At 32.7% G+C, this 21,069-nt stretch carries 24 protein-coding genes; 23 read left to right on the top strand and 1 reads right to left on the bottom strand.

What is annotated here, in order from left to right; all coding sequences use genetic code 11:
* The first annotated feature begins 2 nt into the window (after window positions 1–2).
* From ACQKCJ_RS05405 to ACQKCJ_RS05375, 7 genes are all read left to right on the top strand, one after another.
* A complete protein-coding gene (locus tag ACQKCJ_RS05405; RefSeq protein WP_271337623.1) occupies window positions 3–1,154 on the top strand; it encodes a formimidoylglutamase in 1,152 nt (383 codons plus the stop codon).
* A 263-nt stretch (window positions 1,155–1,417) separates the two neighbouring features.
* On the top strand, window positions 1,418–2,824 hold the full coding sequence (gldK, locus tag ACQKCJ_RS05400) for a gliding motility lipoprotein GldK (RefSeq protein WP_427401539.1): 1,407 nt from the start codon (window positions 1,418–1,420) through the stop codon (window positions 2,822–2,824).
* Between the two features lie 57 nt (window positions 2,825–2,881).
* Window positions 2,882–3,529, top strand: coding sequence for a gliding motility protein GldL (gldL, locus tag ACQKCJ_RS05395; protein ID WP_427401538.1), 648 nt, complete (start codon window positions 2,882–2,884; stop codon window positions 3,527–3,529).
* 51 nt (window positions 3,530–3,580) lie between these two features.
* Entirely contained in the window at window positions 3,581–5,116 is a 1,536-nt protein-coding gene (gene gldM, locus ACQKCJ_RS05390; protein WP_271337626.1) for a gliding motility protein GldM, read from the top strand.
* Window positions 5,117–5,162: 46 nt separating this feature from the next.
* Window positions 5,163–6,152: a gliding motility protein GldN gene (gldN, locus tag ACQKCJ_RS05385; protein WP_427401554.1), complete on the top strand. Its 990-nt coding sequence runs from the start codon at window positions 5,163–5,165 to the stop codon at window positions 6,150–6,152.
* A 426-nt stretch (window positions 6,153–6,578) separates the two neighbouring features.
* Window positions 6,579–7,568, top strand: coding sequence for a gliding motility protein GldN (gene gldN / locus ACQKCJ_RS05380; protein WP_427401553.1), 990 nt, complete (start codon window positions 6,579–6,581; stop codon window positions 7,566–7,568).
* Window positions 7,569–7,643: 75 nt separating this feature from the next.
* Entirely contained in the window at window positions 7,644–8,717 is a 1,074-nt protein-coding gene (locus tag ACQKCJ_RS05375; RefSeq protein WP_427401537.1) for an NAD(P)/FAD-dependent oxidoreductase, read from the top strand.
* Here ACQKCJ_RS05375 and ACQKCJ_RS05370 read toward each other — a convergent pair.
* A complete protein-coding gene (locus tag ACQKCJ_RS05370; protein ID WP_271337628.1) occupies window positions 8,698–9,081 on the bottom strand; it encodes a DUF983 domain-containing protein in 384 nt (127 codons plus the stop codon). The two genes, ACQKCJ_RS05375 and ACQKCJ_RS05370, sit on opposite strands and share 20 nt — an antisense overlap.
* 299 nt (window positions 9,082–9,380) lie before the next feature.
* On the opposite strand from ACQKCJ_RS05370, the gene ACQKCJ_RS05365 reads away from it, so the two are divergent.
* From ACQKCJ_RS05365 to ACQKCJ_RS05290, 16 genes are all read left to right on the top strand, one after another.
* Window positions 9,381–9,956, top strand: coding sequence for a TerD family protein (locus ACQKCJ_RS05365; protein WP_427401536.1), 576 nt, complete (start codon window positions 9,381–9,383; stop codon window positions 9,954–9,956).
* Window positions 9,957–10,029: 73 nt separating this feature from the next.
* The gene (locus ACQKCJ_RS05360) at window positions 10,030–10,695 is read left to right on the top strand and encodes an HAD family hydrolase (protein ID WP_427401535.1); all 666 of its coding nucleotides are present in this window, start codon (window positions 10,030–10,032) and stop codon (window positions 10,693–10,695) included.
* A gap of 2 nt (window positions 10,696–10,697) precedes the next feature.
* Window positions 10,698–11,504 carry a phosphoribosyltransferase family protein gene (locus ACQKCJ_RS05355; protein ID WP_427401534.1) on the top strand — a complete coding sequence of 269 codons (807 nt, stop codon included), beginning with the start codon at window positions 10,698–10,700 and terminating at the stop codon, window positions 11,502–11,504.
* A 4-nt stretch (window positions 11,505–11,508) separates the two neighbouring features.
* The gene (locus tag ACQKCJ_RS05350) at window positions 11,509–12,063 is read left to right on the top strand and encodes a TerD family protein (protein WP_427401533.1); all 555 of its coding nucleotides are present in this window, start codon (window positions 11,509–11,511) and stop codon (window positions 12,061–12,063) included.
* A 3-nt stretch (window positions 12,064–12,066) separates the two neighbouring features.
* Window positions 12,067–12,675 carry a TerD family protein gene (locus ACQKCJ_RS05345; protein ID WP_427401532.1) on the top strand — a complete coding sequence of 203 codons (609 nt, stop codon included), beginning with the start codon at window positions 12,067–12,069 and terminating at the stop codon, window positions 12,673–12,675.
* A 6-nt stretch (window positions 12,676–12,681) separates the two neighbouring features.
* Window positions 12,682–13,770: a toxic anion resistance protein gene (locus ACQKCJ_RS05340; protein WP_427401531.1), complete on the top strand. Its 1,089-nt coding sequence runs from the start codon at window positions 12,682–12,684 to the stop codon at window positions 13,768–13,770.
* 94 nt (window positions 13,771–13,864) lie between these two features.
* Window positions 13,865–14,758: a hypothetical protein gene (locus ACQKCJ_RS05335; RefSeq protein ID WP_427401530.1), complete on the top strand. Its 894-nt coding sequence runs from the start codon at window positions 13,865–13,867 to the stop codon at window positions 14,756–14,758.
* 12 nt (window positions 14,759–14,770) lie between these two features.
* Window positions 14,771–15,322, top strand: coding sequence for a TerD family protein (locus ACQKCJ_RS05330; RefSeq protein WP_427401529.1), 552 nt, complete (start codon window positions 14,771–14,773; stop codon window positions 15,320–15,322).
* Window positions 15,323–15,342: 20 nt separating this feature from the next.
* Window positions 15,343–16,002 carry a TerD family protein gene (locus tag ACQKCJ_RS05325; protein WP_427401528.1) on the top strand — a complete coding sequence of 220 codons (660 nt, stop codon included), beginning with the start codon at window positions 15,343–15,345 and terminating at the stop codon, window positions 16,000–16,002.
* Complete coding sequence (locus ACQKCJ_RS05320) at window positions 16,002–16,415, top strand: hypothetical protein (RefSeq protein WP_427401527.1); 414 nt, start codon at window positions 16,002–16,004, stop codon at window positions 16,413–16,415. The genes ACQKCJ_RS05325 and ACQKCJ_RS05320 overlap by 1 nt, the downstream gene beginning before the upstream one ends.
* Before the next feature lie 12 nt (window positions 16,416–16,427).
* The gene (locus tag ACQKCJ_RS05315) at window positions 16,428–17,066 is read left to right on the top strand and encodes a vWA domain-containing protein (RefSeq protein ID WP_427401526.1); all 639 of its coding nucleotides are present in this window, start codon (window positions 16,428–16,430) and stop codon (window positions 17,064–17,066) included.
* 161 nt (window positions 17,067–17,227) lie between these two features.
* Entirely contained in the window at window positions 17,228–17,863 is a 636-nt protein-coding gene (locus ACQKCJ_RS05310; protein ID WP_427401525.1) for a vWA domain-containing protein, read from the top strand.
* Between the two features lie 2 nt (window positions 17,864–17,865).
* Window positions 17,866–18,354, top strand: a complete 489-nt coding sequence (locus ACQKCJ_RS05305; RefSeq protein ID WP_427401524.1) for a hypothetical protein — start codon at window positions 17,866–17,868, stop codon at window positions 18,352–18,354.
* A complete protein-coding gene (locus ACQKCJ_RS05300) occupies window positions 18,354–18,605 on the top strand; it encodes a hypothetical protein (RefSeq protein ID WP_427401523.1) in 252 nt (83 codons plus the stop codon). Before ACQKCJ_RS05305 ends, ACQKCJ_RS05300 begins: the two co-directional genes overlap by 1 nt.
* A gap of 1 nt (window position 18,606) precedes the next feature.
* On the top strand, window positions 18,607–19,659 hold the full coding sequence (locus ACQKCJ_RS05295; protein WP_427401522.1) for a TerY-C metal binding domain-containing protein: 1,053 nt from the start codon (window positions 18,607–18,609) through the stop codon (window positions 19,657–19,659).
* Window positions 19,660–19,662: 3 nt separating this feature from the next.
* Entirely contained in the window at window positions 19,663–21,069 is a 1,407-nt protein-coding gene (locus ACQKCJ_RS05290) for a PP2C family serine/threonine-protein phosphatase (RefSeq protein ID WP_427401521.1), read from the top strand.

Here is a 21,069-nt window from a genome sequence, read left to right as displayed (position 1 = left end):
AAATGGAGTTTGATTTTCTAGAACCAGTTAATGAAGGAATTTTAAAATTCATTAGTTCATTGTCTTCACAAGAATTGGGTAGCAAAATTGTTTTGCATACACAAGATCAGTTTCCTGATATAAGCAAAATTACGATTGCAATAGTTGGTGTTTTAGAAGACCGACGTAATAGTAATGTGATTAATGAGGTTGATTTAAATGCAGTTCGTAAGAGACTGTACAGTATGTTTCCCGGTAACTGGGATGCATCTATTGCAGACTTAGGTGATATTCGCGCAGGGAATTCTGTAGAGGATACTTATTTCGCTTTAAAAAAGGTTACATCAAGATTAATCAGGAATAAAGTGATTCCTATAGTTCTGGGAGGTTCACAGGATTTGACCTATGCTTTGTATCGTGCTTATGATGATTTAGAGCAAATGGTAAATATGGTAGCCGTAGATAATAAATTTGATTTTGGAAAAGAAAACGAAACAGTTTCGGCTAATTCTTATCTTACTAAAATTATTATCGATGAGCCTAATAATCTGTTTAACTATTGCAATATTGGTTATCAGACGTATTACAATTCGCAGGAAGAAATTGATTTGATCGAAAAGTTATTTTTTGATGCCTATCGTTTGGGTGAAATCTCAAATAATATTGCACTGGCTGAACCTGTTTTCAGAGATGCTGATTTGGTAAGTATAGATTTGAATTCGGTAAAATCTTCAGAATCAGGAAATCTAATTTCTTTTGAACCAAATGGTTTCAACGGAAAAGAAATATGTTCGTTAGCCAGATATGCGGGAATTAGTGATAAAGTATCCTGTTTGGGGATTTTTAATCATAATAGTACAGCACCGGAATCAGTTATTATTGCACAAATGGTTTGGTATTTTATAGAAGGATATCATTATCGATCTAAAGAATATCCATTTGGTAGTAGAGCAACGTATTTAAAATATATTGTTCCACTTGAAGAAGAAGAATTAGTTTTTTATAAGAGTGATAAAACAGAGCGATGGTGGATTGAAATTCCGTTTGAGTCAAATGGTCACAATAAGTTGAAGAGAAATACGTTATTACCCTGTTCGTACGACGAATATCTAAGCGCTTGTAATCAGGAATTGCCGGAAAGATGGTGGAAAGCTCAACGAAAAAATGCTTTATAAAAGAAAATTTTGTTCAATTTTTCAATTTTTGAAAAGTTTTGAAAAATAGTTAACCAATATTAGTAAGAAAATAAAAACAAAATATAAAATTTAACGCGTTACATCGATTTTTTGCGTTAGTTTGTCGAGTAAATATTTTTTTTTTATTTTATTTAACATTATTTTTGAGCGATAAAATAAATTTCGCAACTTGTATTGTTTTTTAGATAAATAATAAATACGTTTACGGACTTATAATAATGAATAGATAATCCCAAATTTATATGAAGAAGTTTATTGCATTTGCAGCAATGTTAACACTGGTAATTGGCTGTGGTAAGTCAGGAGACAAAGGTGAGTTGGTTGGTGTCTCGGGAGGGAAATGGCATCCGGAGAAGCCTTATGGAATGACTTTAGTTCCAGGTGGGTCTTTTATTATGGGTAAATCAGATGCTGATTTAGCTAATGTGGAAGATGCTCCAACTAAAACAGTTACAGTTCGTGCATTTTATATGGATGAAACTGAGATTACAAATAGTGAGTACCGTCAATTTGTAGAATGGGTAAAAGATTCTACAATGAGAGTTCGTTTGGCAATTCTTGCTGATGAAACAGGACAAAAATCTACTGGTGACAAAGGAAAAAAAGGTGGAAGTATTGCAGATTATGCATTTAATGATTCAGAGCCGGACAAAATGACGGCATATGATAAATACATGTATGATAATTACTATAGTGTAGGAACAAAAGATGATCCTTATGCTGGAAGAAAACTGAACAAAAAAGTAAAGTTAATCAAAGATACTAAAGCATATCCGGATGAATATTATGCTGAGGTAATGGATTCTATGTATTTGCCAATTGAAGAATCATATAATGGTTTGAGAACAATTGATGTAAACAAATTGAAATTCCGTTATTCTTGGATGGACATTCAGGCTGCTGCAAAAGCTAAAGTTGGTAAAAGAAAAGATTTCGTTAAAACAGAACAAGTTAGTGTTTATCCTGATACAACAGTTTGGATTAAAGATTTTGCTTATTCTTATAATGAGCCAATGCATAATGACTATTTCTGGCACAAAGCTTACGGAGATTATCCTGTAGTTGGTGTAACCTGGAAACAAGCTAAAGCATTTTGTGCATGGAGAACGTTAAATAAAAACAGTTATATTAAATCAAAGAAAAAAGGACGTGATTTAGTAAACTCATTCAGATTGCCAACAGAGGCAGAATGGGAGTATGCTGCAAGAGGTGGTCTGGAATCAGCTACATATCCTTGGGGAGGTCCTTATACTAAAACGGACAGAGGTTGTTTTATGGCAAACTTTAAACCAAGCAGAGGTGATTATGCAGCTGACGAAGCTTTGTATACTGTTGAGGCTAAATCATATGATGTAAATGGTTACGGATTATACAACATGGCAGGAAACGTTTCAGAATGGACAGATTCAGCTTATAATCCAAATGCATACGAATATGTTTCTACAATGAACCCTAACGTAATTGATGGAAACAATCAAAGAAAAGTAGTTCGTGGAGGTTCTTGGAAAGATGTTGCTTATTTCCTACAGGTAAGCACACGTGACCATGAATATGCAGATTCTGCAAGAAGTTATATTGGTTTCAGAACAGTACAAGATTACATGGGAACCCAAGCAACCGGAAGCGGAAAAAAGAAAAGTAAATTATAATTGAATTCAAATAACCAAATCAAATCTATTTTAAATTAAAACCTAAAAAAAAGTATTATGGCATTATTAAGTAAAAAAGCAATGAATTTCGCTTATGGTATGGGAGCGGCAGTAGTAATTATTGGAGCTTTATTCAAAATTACTCACTTTGAGATTGGACCATTAACAGGAACTTTGATGTTATCTATTGGATTGGTAACGGAAGCGTTAATCTTTGCACTTTCTGCTTTTGAACCAGTTGATGAAGAGTTAGACTGGACTCTTGTTTATCCTGAATTAGCTAACGGTCAAGCAGTAAAAAAAGCGAATAAAGTTGAAGCTCCATCTGATGCCCAAGGATTGTTGTCTCAAAAATTAGACGTAATGTTGAAAGAAGCTAAAATTGACGGAGAATTGATGTCAAGTTTAGGAAACTCTATCAAAAATTTCGAAGGAGCTGCAAAAGCAATTTCTCCAACAGTAGATTCTATTGCAGGACAAAAGAAATATGCTGAAGAAATGTCTATGGCTGCTGCACAAATGGAATCATTAAACAGCTTATACAAAGTTCAATTAGAAAGTGCTACAAGAAATGCACAAGCAAACAGTGAAATCGCTGAAAATGCAACTAAATTGAAAGAACAAATGCAATCAATGACTGCAAACATTGCTTCTTTAAACAGTGTTTACGGTGGTATGCTTTCTGCAATGAGTAACAAAGGATAATTAGTTTTTGACTATTATATTAAATTTATTAATAAGAACTAATTAGAAAAAATGGCAGGAGGAAAATTAACCCCTAGACAGAAGATGATTAACCTGATGTATCTGGTTTTCATCGCAATGTTGGCAATGAACGTATCAAAAGAAGTTATATCTGCTTTTGGTTTGATGAATGAAAAATTTGAAGATGCAAATGTTTCTTCAGTTACAACAAACGCAAAGTTATTAGAAACTTTAAATCTAAAAGCTTCTGAGGCAAAAGGAGAATTTGCTGATGCAGCTGTAGTTGCCCATAAGGTGGAAGCTATTTCAAAAGATTTTTATACTTTTATTGGAAGTTTAAAGGCGCAAGCTGTAAATGGTTTTGAAATAGATAAAGAAACTGGAAAGTTACCTTACGAGTCTATGGACAGAGGTGATAACATCGACGACTGGTTTACAGGTGATGGTTACACTAAAAAAGGTAATGAAATTATTGCTAAGATTGAAAAATACAAAGCAGATATGAAAGCTGCTCTTGGTGCTAAGTATGCTGATATATCTACTGAAGTTAACAAGAAATTTGATGTTTCTGATGTCAAAAATAAAGATGGTATTAAAGAAAAATATTTAGCATATCATTTTAAAGGATTTCCCGCAATTGCAACCGCTGCAAAACTTTCAGCTTGGCAGAATGATGTACAGAAAATAGAAGCCGATGTTTACAATCGTGCTTTAGGAAAAGCAGCAGTTGATGAGGCTTCTTACAGTAAATTTGAAGCCATTGTTGTATTAGATAAAAATGCTTATTTTCAAGGAGAAAAAGTTACAGGTAAAGTAGTTTTGGGTAAATACGATCCAAATGCTCAATTTACTGATTTTAAAGGACCTGGAAGATTAGTTAATGGTCAGGCTGTTCTGGAAATGACTGCTGGTGGAGTAGGAGAGCAAAAAATAGGAGGTTCTTTTAATTTTGTTGAAAATGGTAAGCCAATTGTTCTTCCTTTTAATGGAACTTATGTTGTAGTTCCAAGACCAAATTCTGCTACAATTTCTGCTGATAAAATGAATGTTGTTTATAGAGGGGTTGTTAACCCAATCTCTGTATCTTTTGCTGGTGTTGCTGACAACAAAGTTGTTGCTAGTGCTCCGGGATTATCTTCAGCTGGAAAACCAGGTAAATATAACATGAACCCGGGTTCTGGTAATGAAGCTACAATTGCTGTTACTGGTACGTTGCCAAACGGAGATAAAGTTACAGATAAGAAAACATTCAGAATTAAAGGTATTCCTGGACCAACTGGTACAATTAGAGGAGAAGTGGGTGTTGTAAGAGGACCTAAATCTAACTTAGAGATTGCTACTATTGGTGCTAAATTACTTGACTTCGATTTTGAAGTTGGTTTAGATGTTGTTGGATTTAATTTGAAAATTGCAGGACAGCCTACTGTTGTTGTTTCTGGAAATAAATTGAATGCTCAGTGTAAAACAATACTTTCAAGAGCTGGAAAAGGAGATCAGGTTACTATTTCTGAAATTAAAACTAAACTTGTTGGAGCTGGTAGTTATTTATTGCCAAGAACTGCTCCGGTAATTTACGAAATACAATAATAAAAAGTAGGTAAAACTACGTTCAATATCTTATAATGGTATCATGATGAAAGTAAGAAATTTTTTAATAGCTATTGTTTCTATCGCTGGAGGTTTTTCTTCTTATGCGCAATCTAATTTGCTAAATGCGAAAACACCTGCTCAGATAGGTCTTAAAACTCCTGCTCAACTTATCTCAGATAACGATAAGCCTTTGGCTTATGGTTATGTAGATGATAGAGATATATTGATGGGGAAAACTACTTGGGAAATCATTGATTTAAATGAAAAAATCAACTTTCCATTATATTTTCCGGTAGATACGGCTAATATTGGTTCTGACAGACGCTCTCTTTATGACGTTTTGACGAAGGCTGTTAAAAATGGCAAAATAACTGAAGTGTATAGCGACAGTTATTTCAATACTAAAAAATCTTTGAAAGATATTCAGGGTGCGTTATCTCGTATTGATACAACAGATGCAGGAAGAGAATTGATCAACCAATATCCGGATGACTACAAATCACGTGTAGTGAAGAAAAAAGTAGTTACCGGTACCGGGAAAAAGAAATCTGTTTCTTATGTTGAAGAAACAGTAGGACCAACAAGATCAGTACCGGCAGAGTATATCCTTAAACAGGATTTAACTGCTGCAGATGTTACACAATATAAAGTTAAAGGATACTGGTATTTTGACAAACGTCAGAGTGAACTGAAATATCGTTTGCTGGGAATTTGTCCTGTAACTCCGGATGTTTATACAATGAATAGTGAGGAGAAGGATTATATTGAGTTATTTTGGGTTTTCTTCCCTAATGCGAGAGAAGCTTTGCATGAAGCAAAAGCTTTTAACGATAATAACTCTGCGCTTCCAATTTCATTTGATCAGATATTAAATTCAAGACGTTTTAATGCGGTTATCTACAAAGAAGAAAACTTGTACGGAGATCGTGAGATCAAAGATTACATGAAAGATAATGCACAAAACCAATTGTTAGAATCTGAAAGAGTAAAAGAGAAGATTCGTAACTTCGAACAAGATATGTGGAATTACTAAGTATCTCATTACATAAAAAAAAACTCTTACTGCATAGCAGTAAGAGTTTTTTTTTTTGTCTTTAATTAAGCTCAATTATTCAAGTGTATAATATTATATTAACTGATATTCATTTGATGAAATTTGTTTTTTTTAGCAAAATAATAAGTATTTCTGAATTCCTTACATATAATTCATTTTAGTACAAATGTAGATAATCGCATTTTTAAAGTAATATTAAAACGATGATAGAATAAAAAAATGTAACTTAGTTTGTTGTTAGTCAGTTATTTGGTGTTTTGTTGTAGTGATTACTCTTACTTTGTAGGTATTATTTAGCGCAAAAAAAAGATTTTTTTAGTGTTTTAATTTTTTACCCTACTAATATGTAAGAAAATTACAATAAATTTAATAAAGCTACGTTCAATGTTTTATACTAATATCATGATGAAAATAAGACTTTTTTTAATTGTTGTTATTGCTGCTACGGGAAGTTTTTGCTGCCACGCACAATCAAATTTGCTAAATGCAAAAACGCCTGCTCAGATAGGATTAAAGACTCCTGCACAACGAATTTCGGACAATGACAAGCCATTATCTTATGGGTATGTAGATGATCGGGATGTATTGATGGGAAAAACGGTCTGGGAAATTATTGATTTAAATGAGAAAATTAATTTCCCTTTATATTTTCCTGTAGATACTGCTAATATTGGTTCAGACAGACGTTCTCTTTATGATGTGTTAATCAAAGGGATGAAAAGTGGTAAAATAACTGAAGTATATAGTGATAGCTATTTCAATACAAAAAAATCTTTGAAAGATATTCAGGGTGCGTTATCCCGTGTTGATACAACAGATGCGGGAAGAGAATTAATCAACCAATATCCGGACGACTACAAATCGCGTGTAGTCAAGAAAAAAGTAATTACAGGTACCGGGAAAAAGAAATCCGTTTCTTATGTTGAAGAAACTGTAGGGGCAACAAGATCAGTGCCGGCAGAATATATTTTGAAACAGGATTTGACTGCTGCAGATGTTACACAATATAAAATAAAAGGTTATTGGTATTTTGATAAACGCCAGAGTGAACTGAAATATCGTTTACTGGGAATTTGTCCCGTAACTCCCGATGTTTATACAATGAATAGCGACGAGAAAGATTATATTGAGCTATTTTGGATTTTCTTTCCAGATGCCAGAGAAGTGCTTTATGAAGCAAAAGCATTTAATGATAAAAATTCAGCGCGTCCAATTTCATTTGATCAAATTTTAAATTCGAGGTATTTTAATGCAGTAATTTATAAAGAAGAAAATATGTATGGAGATCGTGAGATTAAAGCGTATATGAAAGATGATTCGCAAAGTCAGCTGTTGGAAGCAGAAAGAGTAAAAGAGAAGATTCGTAATTTCGAGCAAGATATGTGGACCTACTAAATATCTGGTTGTATTATAACAGAAACTCTTACTACCTTTGTAGTGAGAGTTTTTTTTATTTTTATCTTTTTATACATGTTAGATTATTTAATTGTTGGATCTGGATTAGCAGGAATTTCTTTTGCAGAAGTTGCCCTTAAAAACAATAGAACTATTTTAGTTGTTGACAATGAATCTCAAAATTCATCAAAAGTCGCTGGCGGTTTATATAATCCCGTTATTTTGAAACGTTTTAGTGAGGTTTGGAAAGCGCAAGAACAATTAATACTGATGAGCGATTTCTACCGTCAGATAGAATATAAATTGCAGGTAAAATTTAATTTTAAACTCCCTATTTTAAGAAAATTCTTTTCGATCGAAGAACAGAATAATTGGTTTGCTGCTTCAGACAAAATAAATCTGGCACCTTTTCTATCTACTAAATTAATTACCAAAAAATATAATAGTATTGATTCTCCATACGATTATGGAGAAGTTTTGCATACAGGTTATGTAGATACAGCTTTGTTGCTGGATAATTACAAAAAGTATTTGCAAGATAATAATTTGTTATTAGAAGAGTCTTTTGATAGTAGTTGTATAGAGTTTTTAGATAATGGAATTCAATATAAAAATATCCGGGCCCGTCATATTATTTTTGCAGAAGGTTTTGGTCTGCATAAAAATCCTTTCTTTAATTATTTGCCACTAGACGGTACAAAGGGAGAATTGTTTGTAATAAAAGCACCGGATTTAGATCTTGATGTTATAGTAAATACAAGCGTTTTTATATTGCCTATGGGTAATGATTTATTTAAAGTTGGTGCTACATATAACTGGCAGGATAAAACAGATTTACCTACAGAAGAAGGGAAACAAGAACTTCTTGAGCGTATAAAAGAAATTATAACCTGCGATTTTGAAATTGTAAAACATTTTGGTGGAGTTCGCCCAACTGTTAAAGACAGAAGACCTTTGATTGGTACACACCATGAGCATCAATCGCTGCATATTCTAAACGGATTAGGGACAAGAGGCGTAATGCTTGGGCCTGCAATGGCAAAAGCTTTATTTGATAAAATCGAAAATGAAGTTCCTTTAGATCGTGAAATTGATATTCAGCGATTTCATAAAAGATATTTAAAGACTCTTATTTTTGACCGGCCTTAGGATCATAAGAGACAAACATGTTAATGTATAAATTCCTTGAAAGTCTTAAAACAAACGGAAACAATACAATTAAGCTAATAACTATTGCGATAAAGGATTCTTCGATTGAAGCTTTGAAAAATACAAAGGAAATTATAAAAGCCGCAATCCCAACCGCAACATTTAATCCGTAGCTTACATACATCGCACCATAAAAAAATGAAGGTTCAATTTGATATTTAAATCCGCAATGACTGCAATGGTCATTCATTTTTAAAACTTTAGTCAAATGAAGCGGATTGCTGTCTGTATACATGCTTTCTTTTTGGCATTTTGGACAACTTCCCGTTAAAATACTATTTAATTTTGATCCTTTTTTAAACATTCTTCTAAGTATTATTTGATGTAGTATCGAAGATTTTTTTCTTTTTTGAATAATAATTCTTTCGAATATTGATAGATTTATTATTTATTAATCTTACAAAGCAGATAAGTTGCAAATATACCTATTTTGTTGCAACTCTACTTGGAAAAAAGTATTAGAGTTTTTGTCATTTCGGTAGTTTTTTTTGCCTGATATCAGCAATTTGTTAATAAATATTTTCCCTTTTACGTAATCCCACATTTTTACTTAGTTTGCTTTTTGTATCATTGTATTATTTAAGATTTAATAAAAATTATAAAATGGCAATAAATTTACAAAAAGGACAAAAGATTGATATTGGATTGTCTAAAATTTCTGTAGGATTAGGCTGGGATCCTAATGAAGGAACAGGGCATGAATTTGATTTAGATGCTTCAGCTATAATGATAAACTCAGATCGTAAACTTCTAGGAGAAAAATACTTTATTTTTTATAACAATTTAATTTCTCCTGATGGTGCTCTTGAGCATACAGGAGATGATCCAACGGGTGGAAATAGCGATGGAGATAACGACGAAGCAATAAAAGTAGACCTGAGCAAGATCGATGCAAGTGTGCAGGAAATCCTTTTTGTGGTTACCATAGAAGATTTTGAAAGAAGAAGACAAAATTTTGGTCAGGTTAGAAATTCTTATATCAGAATTGTGGATGATGCCAATGGCCAGGAAATTGCTAAATATGAACTCGACGAAGATTTTTCGGTAGAAACAGGAGTAGAGTTCGGAAGATTATACAAACGCAATGATCAATGGAGATTTGAAGCTTCGGGGATTGGGTATAAAGCAGATTTAGGATTTTTTCTTGAAAAATATTATTCAGGAGAGATAATAAAGTAATAAAAGCCCATTTAAGAACTGTACAATTGTATATTTTCGGAACAATAATGTTTCGATACTTTAAACGCATATTTTGAAATTAAATCACCAAAAATACAGCCATCTTTCTTTTGATTTGTGGTTAACATTAATAAGGTCTAATCCTGAATTTAAAAAGAAGAGAAATTTATTGTTTAAGGATTTCTTTGAAATAAACGCACCTTTAGAAAAGGTAACCGAAGTGATACGATATTATGATGTTTTGTGTAATAATATTAACGAAAAAACAGGATTAAATTTAAGTACGTATGAGATTTATTATCTAATTTTAAACGCTCTCGATGTAGATTTACTTGCAAATGGAACGGAGAAATTAGGTGAGTTTTATAATGAAACAGAGGTTTTGTTTTTTAATTATAAACCGGAATTGATTTTTCCGAATATTAAACTTCAGTTTGAAGAGATAGTCGCGCAAGGAAAATCAATTAATATATTGAGTAATACAGGATTCATAAAAGGTCGAAGCTTAAAAAAACTTCTTTCTTATTATGAATTGGCAGATTCTATTTCTTTTCAGATTTATTCTGACGAGGTTGGATTTTCAAAACCTAACAACGAAATTTTTCAGTTAGTTTTTGATCAGGTAAATGAGTCAAAGAAAGTTAATAAAAATGATGTGCTGCATATTGGAGATAACAGTATTGCAGATTATAATGGCGCTCTTAATTTTGGATTTGAAGCGCATCTATTAAAAAGTTAAAAGTGAATAAAAGTTATAGCTTACATAAAATTATCGAAAAAGATAATTGTCCGTTTGAGGAAAAAGAATACAGCCGATTTAAATTTGGCGATAAATTTTATGCTGAAAAATTTGCTAAGGATTTATTTGTCGGATTTGTAGATCAGTTCAGAGAATTACTGCTTTCTGATCAGGAGATTGTAATTTTGCCAAGTCCGTACTTGTCAATACCCACAGCCTCAAATTTTTTATGTTATTATTTTAAAAAAGAATTAAATAGCTTTTTGTTCAAAAATGGTAAAAAGGCGAGTATAGAATCAAAAATCTATAGAAATCAGACTTATGTAACTGATTATGGGAATTTGGATTTTAACGAAAGAGTAAATTTAATATCAAATGACACCTATTATATAGATCGGAATTTTATTAATGAAAAACTGTGCATTTTTGTAGATGATATCAAAATAACAGGCAGTCACGAACATACGGTAAATAAGATTTTGAATCAATATGACGTAAAAGGTGATTTCGTTTTTGTTTATTTCGCAGAACTTGCAAATAAAGACATTCATCCAAAAATTGAAAATCATTATAATTATTTTGAGATTAAAACTGTTGAAGACATTGTTTCGATAATCAATAGCGAACATTTTCAATACAATACCAGAATAGTAAAATTTATTTTAAGTTTGAACAAAGAGGAGTTTGATTTTTTAATGAAGAATATTTCTTCTCAAAAAAGCGACGAATTATTTCATTTGGCAATAAGTAATAATTATCACCAGATATTAGAATATGAAAGTAACATTAATGTAATAAAAATAGATTAAAACTATGGCTATCAACTTACAAAAAGGACAGCGTGAAAATATAAACGCTCCAAAATTTACAATTGGTTTAGGATGGGATACAAACAATAGCAGCACAGGAGCCGGTTTTGACCTTGATGCTTCAGTTTTTATATTAGGCTACAATAGAAAAATTATATCAGATGCTCATTTTGTTTTTTACAATAACCTAAAATCCCCGGATGAGGCTGTTGTGCATACAGGTGATAACCTGACAGGAGACGGAGATGGAGATGATGAACAGGTAAAAATTGACCTGACAAAAATAAATCCTGCCGTAAAAGAAATTTGTATCGTAGTAACTATTCATGATGCCGTAAACAGAAAACAAAATTTTGGGCAAGTTAGAAACTCGTTTATTCGAATTGTAGATGACAGCAATAATACAGAAATGGTAAAATACGAGCTGGAAGAAGACTTCTCTATAGAAACCGCGGTTGAATTTGGAAGAATTTACAATAAAGACGGTCAATGGAAATTTGAAGCAATGGGCGTTGGAATGAAAGGCGGATTAGAAGATTACTTAAACAAATACAACTAAAAAATGGCAATTAATTTAGAAAAAGGACAACGCATAAATCTTGAAAAAAGCAACGGTACTAAATTACAAAACATTTGTGTTGGTGTAAACTGGGGAGCAATTGAGAAAAAAGGATTTTTTGGAACTAAAAAAGAACCAGTAGATTTAGATGCAAGTTGTGCCGTTTATGATGATAAAAAAAATCACATCGATTCAGTTAACTTTAAAAAATTAATTTCGAATGATCGTGCTATTAAACATAGCGGAGATGATTTGACCGGAGATTTAAATGGAGATGACGGCTTAGACAATGAAGTGATCACTTTAGATTTTTCGCAATTAACGCCGGCAGCAAATCATGTTGCATTTTTTATAAATAGTTTCAGAGGACAGGATTTTAAAGATATTCCTTTTGCTTCTATTCGTATCTACGAAGGAACACCAACAAAAGTTAGTCAGGAATTTGCCCGTTTCGACATCGCAAACGATGCTACTTTTGCCGGAAAAGTTTCTATGGTTTTAGGAGTGTTTTATAAAAGAAATGACGAATGGAAATTTAGTGCAGTTGGAGTTCCAACCGATGATAAAAAGTTAGAGCAGACAATCGTTACAATTCAACAAAATCACCTATAAACCAAAATGGAAGAAAATCAATTAGTTACTCAGCAAAATACTGCTTTGATTGACAAGGATGGTAATGTGAATTTAACTTCAATCTCAGAAGCTGAAGTAAATAATTTCAAATCTATTTCGAATCAGTTAAATGAAAATGATGCGAATTCGATTCTGAATTATGGAGCCGAAATTCAAAACTCTATCGCTAAGCAAAGTGATACTTTCTTAACGAATGTAAGAACGTATAATTCTGGCGAAGTAGGAACTTTGATTACTGATTTGTTGACAGAATTAAATTATGTCGATGTTGATCAGTTGGATCAAGGACCGTTTAAACGCTTTATGTCTAAGATTCCGTTACTTAATAAATTAGTAATAGATGTAAAAAAACTATTCCAGCAATACGATAAGATTACTGTAAATATTGATAAAATCAGTAATAAAGTAAAAGCCGGAATGATCAATTCTGTAAAAGATAACAGTGCGCTACAAACCATGTTTGATGGCAATGTGAATCTGATTAAAGAAATGGAAAAACATATTATTGCAGGTCAGATCCGATTTAAAGAATTAGGAGAAGAACTTGCTGTAATGGAAGGTAATCCAACGCAATACCAGGATTATCAAATTTCAGACAAAAGAAATTTCATAAACCGTTTGGACAAACGTCTGGCCGATATGAAAATTGTTCGTTTTATTATGCTGCAATCACTAGCGCAAATACGTGTAGTTCAAAACAACAACACATCTATTGCGGAGAAAGCACAGTCTATTTTGACTACGACAATGCCAGTTTGGAAAAACCAGCTGACACTTGCTGTAGCACTGCAAAGACAAAAACAAAACATTGAAGTTCAGAGAAAAGTTTCAGAAACAACGAATACCATTTTACAGAAAAATGCCGAAATGCTAAAACAAAATAGTATTGAAGTAGCTAAGGAAAATGAAAATACGGTCGTTTCTCTCGAGACTTTAAAAATGACAACAAAATCATTAATAGATACTTTAACCGAAGTAAAACAAATTCACGAACAAGGTACAGAAACCAGAAGACAGCTGGATGCTGGATTACAAAGCCTTGAAATAGAATTAAAAAAAGGGGTTATAAGTTAGAAGAATAAGGAATTAATTGAAGATGCAAGAGGAAGAGGAAAGATACGTTCAAATAATAAAAGATAGTAACAGAAAACTTGTGGTTTTAAAATTGTTGTCCAATTTTTTTAACCACAAGGACTTTGTTGGCGTTTTGGTAAGAACAAAAGTAATTCATTCACTCTTTCAGAAGAACCAGACATTAGACATTAATAAATTAGAATTATTTCATATTCAGTTTACTAACAGTCTGATAGATTTGTTCCAAAAGATTAAAAAAGCTAAAGAACAGCAATACATGCTCGTTTCAGATGAAATATATATCAACAATGATATTATATCGAAACTGAAGTTTGAAATTGGAGAAGAAAAGTTCTCTGACCGAACAAAAGAACATGCGCAAAACATGTCGAAAAAAATAGAGCAGCTGTATCAGATTTTTGCATCAGACAGCAATAGTTTTTTTGACTGGCATGATATCATCACTTTTTCGGACGGAATTAAGTCTGAATATTACAGAGAGATTAATATTGATCAATATGAAAAACTAACTGCGGCGAATAAAAAAAATTATGAGAATAAGTACGTTAAGTTTGAAAAAAGACTTTTAGGCCGACTTAATATTCTCAATTTTAAGATTAAATTTTTATGTGGTTTAGTTTGCAATAATGAGATTATAGAAGTGTATGAATTTAGGGATTCTAACGATAAATTCATTTTTGTTGGAAATGAAAAATCATTCTCTTTTATAGACAGTGAGATGGAGAAAGAAGTAGATCTTTCTAAGAATAATTCTGCCAAAGGAGAAATTATAATGCAATTGCAGGATAAAAACGCTTTGTTAGAAATGGAGTTAAGCACCATTAAAACCTCTCTTCAGGAAAGTGTGCAAGAGGTTTTAAAGGATTATTTAAATAAAATATCGTCAGTCGACTTTTTAGAAGATTTACAAAACGTTGATGAGCAAACGAATATCTTAAAAACAATGTTGAATATTAATATAAAGTAAAGGATAAATAAAATGGCAATTAATTTAGAAAAAGGTCAAAGACAAAGTATTGATGCACCAAAATTTACTGTAGGACTTGGTTGGGACAGTAATTCAAGTAGTACAGGAGAAGGATTTGATTTAGATGCTTCGGTTTTTTTGGTTGGGGCTAATGGAAAAATTCCAAATGATAACCATTTTGTTTATTACAATAATCTAAAATCACCTGATGGTTCAGTAATTCACACAGGAGATAATTTAACAGGAGAGGGTGATGGTGATGATGAAAAAATACAAATTGACTTGTCTAAAATCTCTGCAGATGTAAATGAAATTTCATTTGTTGTAACAATTCATCATGCTGATACAAGAAGACAGAATTTTGGACAAATTAGAAATTCATACATCAGAATCCTTGATCAGACGAATACAGAATTAGTGAAGTATGAACTTGATGAAGATTTTTCTATTGAAACAGCAGTTGAGTTTGGAAGAATTTACAAAAGAAATAGTGAATGGAAATTTGAAGCTGTTGGTATCGGAATGAAAGGCGGCTTACAGGATTATTTGAATAAATTTAATTAATATAAATATTTTAACGAACCATGGCAATTAACTTAACCAAAGGACAAAAAATTGATTTAAGAAAATCAAGCGGTGAAACATTAACTAATTTCTGCGTTGGTGTAAACTGGGGAGCAATTGAAACTAAAGGGTTTTTAGGATTATCAAAAAATGTGGTAGAAATCGACTTAGATTTAAGCTGCATATTAATTGATGATCAAAACAAACTTTGTGATCACTTGTATTCTCCGTTATACAGAGTAGAAGTATTACAGCAATTTGGTTTGCCAAAAGGTAAATTGTTAAGTATTGATGGTGCTTTAAAACATACAGGAGATGATCTTGCAGGTGATACAGGTGGAGATGATGGTCTGGATAATGAAATTATTACCGTTGACCTTTCGAAAGTTGATCCTAAAGTCACTCAGATATTTTTCTTTTTAAATAATGCAGGAAAAGAAGATTTCTCTCAGATTCCTTATGCAAAAATCAGAATGTACGAAGGTACTCCAACAAGAGTAGTTTCAGAATTTGCTTCGTATAATGTTTCTGCAGATTCGCAATATATCAACAAACGTTCTATTATAATGGGTAAATTATACAAACGTAATGGCGAATGGAAATTTAGTGCAATTGGTGATCCAACAGATGATACATTCTTAGGTCAGACTATTCATAAAATAGTGCAGTCTTACCTGTAATGGAAATCAAAAATATAGAAGGGCTAAGAGTTTCGCAGGTGCGGGATCTGGTATATCAGGGAGGAAAATTTGTAATATTTCCATACACTGTTTCATTTATATTAATGACCTTAAAAAGAAGCTCGGCTATTTATTTTATCAGGCCAGGCGAAAATACTTTTAAGTATTCTTATGGTTTTGTGTTTCTAAATTTATTTGTAGGATGGTGGGGATTTCCGTGGGGACCCATCTATACAATAGGTTCAGCATATCATCATGTAGTTGGCGGTAAAGATCTTACTCAGGCTGTTATGAGTCATTTGACACAGCACGATCCGGAAGCAAATACAAGTACATATAATATCAATGGTATTGAAAGTTCTAACCAGCAAAATAATACTACTGAAACACCAACTTACAATATTCCCGTATAAAAATTTATAACTATGAGAAGACTGCCTGTATATTTAGTATTAGACACATCCGGTTCAATGACCGGTGAGCCTATCGAAGCTGTGAAAAATGGCGTTCAGATGATGATTAGTTCATTAAGACAGAATCCGCAAGCCATTGAAACCGCTTTTTTAAGCATAATTACCTTCGATACTACAGCGCAGCAAATCATTCCGTTAACAGATTTGGCCTCTTTTCAGATGGTAGATCTTAAAGCAACAGGAGTAACTGCTCTTGGAGATGCATTGAGATTAGTGGCACAAAAAATAGAAACTGAAGTTGCCAAAACAACAACAGAACAAAAAGGAGATTGGAAACCGTTAGTGTTTATTATGACTGACGGAATTCCGACCGATAATTGGGAAAACGGTCTGAATGAATTCAAAAAAGCAAAAGTAGCTTTTACAGTTGCCTGTGCTGCAGGTGGTGGTGCAGATACCGCTATTCTAAAAAGAATTACTGATAATGTAGTAAGTCTTGATACAGCTGATAGTTCCAGTATTGGGAAATTTTTTCAATGGGTTACAGCTTCTATTGGAGTCAGTTCAACAAAAGTGGAAGATTTTGGTAAAGATTTCACGAATTTTAAAGAGTTACCTCCACCACCATCTGAATTAAACATCGTGGTTTAAATTTCAGAAAGGCGGAGTTTATAATACCGTTTTAATTGAATAAACTTTTTTGTATTGCATCTTTTTTTTAGGAAAGTTGTACCAATCAAGTATGCCTGTGAATTTCTAAAACTAATTTTTATAGTTCAGTAATTCCATTTATTAAAATCATTTTTGAAGTTATGAGAAGACTACCCGTTTATTTTTTATTAGATACATCAGGTTCCATGTACGGAGAGCCAATTCAGGCTTTAAATAATGCTTTAAGCGGCATGATTAATACCTTGCGTTCAGATGCTCAGGCTCTGGATTCGCTCTGGATTAGTATTATAACTTATGATCGTGAAGTAAAAGAAATAGTTCCGTTGACAGAGCTGGTAAACTTTCAGCTGCCAGAAATTACCTGTCCGCAAAGTGGCCCCACAAATACAGGTGCCGGATTGGATTTTGTTATTCAAAAAGTAAATAAAGAAGTAATAAAAGGCTCTGCGACCCAAAAAGGAGATTGGAAACCTTTATTATTTGTTTTTACAGATGGTAAACCTTCTGATATTCAATTTTACAGAGAGAAAACCCGTGAGATTAGAAACATGAGTTTTGGTGCAGTAGTAGGCTGTGCCGCCGGACACATGGCAAACGATGATATCCTGAAAGAATTGACAGATAATGTAGTGCATTTAGCTTCAGCTGATAGTTCTACATTGAAACAATTTTTTAAATGGGTTTCTGAAACTATCGAACAAGGCAATAAAAGTCAGGGAACCGGCGAAAGCGTAACATTGCCGCCGCCGCCAAGCGAAATCACAGTTGTTATTTAATTATGGAAGTCTTAGGAACTTTGATATCAATTATTAGTATAGTTGTTACTATAATCCATAAAGTAAGTCAATCCTCATCAGGAAGTAATAACAATATAATTTCCTATACAGACACAACTTATCAGGTTGTTCATGAATTTACAGCAGAAGAAAAACTGGAAAATATGAATATCGACAGTTTGAACATTTGTTATCAAACTACCGGAGTTGTTAATTTTTCTATTACAAACGCGAGACGTACTTTGCTGAACCATTATGTTCAAAATGATTTTTATATAGACGATATTATAATACGTCAAAATTGTATGTATATAAAAGTATTGCATTCCATCCCGTTTAAAGGAAACAATAAATGTTATGGCGCTTCTTTTTCAATCAATTATATGACAGTAAATAACGGTGTTTCAGTATACGGATCAAAAAAAATAAACGGTGATGAAACTCAGGTTTTCAAAGAAATTTCACAAGAACTAATAAAAGCAGTCTCGTAATGTATATCATAAAAATTTTTATTCAGGTTTTAATTGTAGGCCTGTTTTTGTATTCTAAATTATTGCCTTACAAAGACAAATTAAATCTACGTTATCGAGGTATTTTTAATTTTTTTGATAGTATTTTTTCGCCCCTGTTTAATTTTCTAAAAACAATGGTAAAACCGTTTCAGGTTGGCGTTGGTTTGGCAGTTGATATGACGCAGATAGTACTTTTAATTATATTTTTAATGTTATTAAACTTCCTTTAAAATGAGAAGATTACCCATATATTTTCTAATTGATATTTCCGAGTCAATGGTCGGAGAGCCTATTCAGCAAGTCGAAGAAGGATTAGCCACTATTATTCAGGCATTAAAAACAGATCCGCATGCATTAGAAACTGTTTTTGTTTCGATTATAGTATTTGCAGGTCAGCCAAAAACATTAGTTCCGTTGCAGGAAATAGTGAGCTTTTATCCGCCAAAATTTCCAATTGGCAGCGGTACATCTTTAAGCAAAGGCTTAGGGCATTTAATGCATGAATTAAGGACTAATATCGTTAAGACAACTTATGAAGTAAAAGGAGATTGGAAACCAATCGTTTTCTTATTCACAGATGGAGTTCCTACTGATGACAGTAAGGCAGCGATAAACGAATGGAAACAAAACTGGCAGAGAACAGCCAATTTAATTGCGGTTTCTTTTGGAAGCGAAACAGATACAAAATTATTAGGCGAGCTTACAGAAAATGTACTTCATTTTAAAAACACAAATGTGCAATCGTACAAAGAGTTTTTTAAGTGGGTTACAGATTCCATAAAAACAAGCAGTATAAGTGTCGAAAATAATTCGAGTGGTTTCGAACTGGCAAAATTAGACGGAGAAACACTTTCGAAAATAGATTTAACAAAAGAAATTCCTAATCGTCAATATGTCGATGATAATTTTGTGGTTTTAAACGGGAAATGCCAGAATACAAAAAGACCGTATTTGATGAAATACCGTAAAACCATTGCAGAATCTATTTATGCCGGAATCGAATTATCATCTAAAAATTACAAGTTGGTTGGAGCTTATCAGGTCGATAATGCTTATTTTGAATTGGCGGATTCAGGAAACTTCAGCAACAAAGTAAATACAGATGAACTTATTGGCGGACCAACCTGCCCGTGTTGTGGCAATCAAATTGCTTTTGCAGTTTGTGTTTGCGGTAAAATACATTGTATTGGCGATGAAAATATCAGTACTTGTCCCTGGTGCAACAATCAGGGAAGTTATGGTACTGGTGAAGGCGGATTTGATGTAAACAGAACGCAAGGATAAGTCATGGAAGAGACTCAAAGATATATTCAGTCTTTTTTAGCCCAAAAGAAAATTGACATTTCTTCAGGAAAAGCAGCTCTTTTTAGTGAGTTTGCCTCTAATGAAAAAAATGTTAATGCAGTAAAAATAATTCAGGAAAACCAAAAAATGATTATGCAGAATTGGATATTGAAAAATAGAATTGACGATATTTTGACGCAGACGGTCTCAATACCAAATGGGACGGTGAACAAAAAATATCTGGCGAAAATTGATTTTGATACTTTGGGTTGGAATGATTTTACTTCTTTTGAAATTAAAGGATTAGAAAATACAGGACTTGAGTTTAATGAAAATAATGAATTGACAGGAATTCCTGAAATAAGCGGAGATTTAAAAATACAACTATTGTTTAGGGTTGAAGGCGAACCGGAAGATTCTGTTCTAAATGAAAAAACAATAACACTTATTATAAATCCGGATCCGAAATCATTGTGGAAGAATATTGACAGTGATAAAAATGATCCTTTCTGGAAACCTGATAATGTAGCTGTTGTAGATCATTTTTTGGATAAAAATATAGTAGTGGCTTCTAAGCGAGGCCGAAGCCATGCAAATAATGGTTCTTTTAGAGAAGATGATTTTGCGTTTAAAAATTTTAATGAAATTGGCTGGAGCGTTTTAGCAGTTTCTGATGGCGCAGGTTCGGCAAAATTATCAAGAAAAGGTTCTAAAATAGCATGTGACTCTGTAATTCAGTATTTTGAAGAAAATTTAAATGCTGAATATCTAAAAGAATTCGATCAGGTTTTAGTAGCACATCACAATAAAGTAACTGACGAAACATCAAAAAAAATAAGTCATTTTGTGTACCAAAATCTTTCGAAAGCGGCACACTTTGCGCACCAGAAAATTGAAGAATTTGCTGTACAAACCGAAACAGAACTTAAAAATTTTCATGCGACCTTAATTTTTACTTTAGTTAAAAAATATGATTTTGGATATGCCATCCTAACATTCGGAATCGGCGATTGCCCAATCGGATTATTAAATAAGGATCTTACTGAAATTAAATTAATGAACTGGCTTGATGTAGGTGATTTTGGCGGGGGAACTCGTTTTATTACCATGCCGGAGATTTTTCAGAGTGATAAGTTTTCTACCCGATTTGGTTTTAAACTGGTGGATGATTTTTCTTATTTAATGCTGATGACGGACGGAATTTATGATGCTAAATTTGTGGTTGAAGCCAACTTGGAAAAAATAGAAAAATGGAATGATTTTCTGGAAGATCTAAAAGGGAATAATGAAGATAGAATTAAAGTTGATTTTGATAAAGAAAATACTGAAATTGCACAGCAGCTTTCGGCCTGGATGGATTTTTGGAGTCCGGGAAATCATGATGACAGAACCCTTGCTATAATATATTAA

Source organism: Flavobacterium sp. NPDC079362, assembly GCF_050267765.1.
GTDB lineage: Bacteria > Bacteroidota > Bacteroidia > Flavobacteriales > Flavobacteriaceae > Flavobacterium > Flavobacterium azizsancarii.
Note: the sequence above shows the minus strand (reverse complement) of the source record. Positions and strands in the feature narration are given on the sequence as shown.